We start from the raw sequence: 2,252 nt of genomic DNA, 5'->3' as shown, positions 1-2,252 counted from the left end.
ACAGAACCCGGGGCCCGTCCCCGGCATGGGCCCCGCCGACCGGCGCGCGGCCCGGGGCGGCCCCGTGGCGGGCATCGGCGCCGACCTCTCCGGAGGCAGCGCCTCCGCCACCCTCGCCCTGCTCGCCTCCGGACTGCCCGGACTCCCCGGCACCCTCCTCGGCCACGGCACCGGCGCGGGGGAGCGGCTGCTCGCCGTCACCTTCAACGACCTCACCACCCGCGGCAACGAGGACGAGCTGGAGCGGGCCCGCGCCATCGCCGCCAACCCGCGCCTGCACCACGTGGTCGTCGCCGCCGGCGAAGAGGCCCTGCCGTACGCCTCGTTGGGGACCGGAGCCCTCACCGACGAACCGGCCCCCTCCCTCGTCCTCGCCGAACGCCACCGCCGCCGGCTGTCCGCGGGCAGCGCCGACCACCTCGTCGGGCACGGGGCCCGACAGGTCCTGGACGCGCACCCGGCCCGCCTCGCCGACCTCCTGATGGACCGGCGCAGACGCCACCTCCTGCGCCCCGTCGCCGCCCTCACCAAGGCCGAAGGCCCCACCGCGCACTCGCTGTTCGTCCCGCTGACGCTCTACCGCGCCGCCCGCCGCCTGGCCCGTACGTCCTACCGCACCGGCCTGGAGTCCGCCGCCGGGCTCCTTCCCGACGCCAACCGTTACGCCCCCGACCTCGCCACCCCCGCCGACGCCTCGCTCGCCGCCCTCGCCTGGTCGCGCCCGGGTCCGGCGGCGCGCTGGCTGACGGGGGAGGCACTGGCCGAAGTATCGGTTCGTCTCCAGGAGGCGGCGATCCGGCCCACCTCCGTGCAGCGCCCGGGGGAGGCCCGGGCCCGCGCCGCGCTCGCCCGGGGCGCCGCCGACCACCGGATCCTGGAGCAGGCCGCGGAGATCCGCAGCCAGCGCCTGCACGCCCCGTTCCTCGACAACCAGGTGGTCCGGGCGGCCCGCGCGCTGCCCGAGTCGCTCCGTGTCCAGCCCGGCGCACGGGCCGCGATCCTGCGCCGGGTGCTCGGCGGGGCGGGCATCCACGATCTGCCGCCCGGCTGGGGCACACCCTCCCAGGCCACCTCCACCGCCGTCACCCGCACCGGCCTGCGCCTCGCGCTGCCCGACCTGATGGCCCTCTTCGACGCCCCGCTGTTGGCCGACGCGGGCCTGGTCGAGGCCCGGGTGGTCCGCAAGGCCCTGCGCGCCGCCTCCGAGGGCGAGCCGCTGCCTCTGGACGGACTGGCGGACCTGGCCTCCACCGAACTGTGGCTGCGCCGCCTGCTGGCCCGGCGCGGCACCTGCTGGACGGGTACGGCCGCTCCGCGCCAGCGCGCGGTCGCGGGCGGTGTGACCCCCGCCCGGCGCACGCTCCAGTCCTGACCGGAACACGCTTCCGTCCTGACCGGAAGGCGACGCCGGGAAACCCGGCCCGGTCGCGCGTACGGCTCAGGCGCAGTTGATCCGGGAGTCCGCCCAGTCGGCCAGGGCCACCCCGCCGAACGGCGTCTCCGGCTCCACCACGAGGCGGATCGAGGACTGGCCGGCGATGTTCACGCTCACCGGGACGGCGGGATCGCCGCCCTCCATCACCGGGGAGCGCCAGAGCCGGGCCCCGTCCCCGTTGAACACGGAGAAGCGCACCGCGCCGAGCCCCATGGTCAGATCGTCCACCCCGACCATGGCCTGATAGCTCGTGCACGGCCGGTTCAGCTGGATGGTGACCGAGGAGCGGGCGTGCACGGTCACCCCGTGCGCGTAACGGGTGGAGGCGATGGACACGTTCGAACGCTGCCAGACCCAACTGCTCTGCCCCATCACGACCTCCGGCTCGCTCGTGTCGCCGAACACGGAGTACGCCAGCTCGCTGACCTGGTACACCTCCGGGGCGGGCGGGGGCGGCGTGGGTTTCGGCGGGGGAGTCGGCTTCGGGGACGGCGGCGGGCTCGGGGCCGGGGCCACGGGGGCGGGGGCGGCCGGAGGCTTCGGCGCCGGCTTCGGGGACGGAGGGGGAGGCGGCGTGGGCACAGCGGGCGCCACGACCGGCGGCTTCGCGACCGGTTCGGGCTCCGGCTTCGGCCGCTCGTCGCCGACGAGCGCCCACACCAGACCGGCCGCGGCGGCCACCACCACGGCGGCGGCGATCCCGGCCTTGGCGGGCGCGCCCAGCCCCTCGGAGGCCGCGGCGCCCCCGGCGGCGCCACCGGCGGAACCCTGTCTCTTATACACATCTCTGATGGCGGGCGGGAGGCGTGTAGATTTC

Annotated in this window: 2 protein-coding genes; one reads left to right on the top strand and one right to left on the bottom strand. The window is 76.8% G+C overall.

Annotated elements, in window-relative coordinates; all coding sequences use genetic code 11:
* Window positions 1–1,372, top strand: a 1,372-nt coding sequence (locus CR470_RS37460; protein WP_097872186.1) for an asparagine synthase-related protein, incomplete at its 5' end; no start/stop codon positions are given.
* A gap of 66 nt (window positions 1,373–1,438) precedes the next feature.
* Here CR470_RS37460 and CR470_RS37455 read toward each other — a convergent pair.
* A partial coding sequence (locus CR470_RS37455) for an NPCBM/NEW2 domain-containing protein (RefSeq protein ID WP_179892518.1) occupies window positions 1,439–2,252 on the bottom strand: 814 nt, incomplete at its 5' end.

The sequence above is a fragment of the Streptomyces sp. rh34 genome, from assembly GCF_002551245.1.
Lineage (GTDB): Bacteria > Actinomycetota > Actinomycetes > Streptomycetales > Streptomycetaceae > Streptomyces.
Note: the sequence above shows the minus strand (reverse complement) of the source record. Positions and strands in the feature narration are given on the sequence as shown.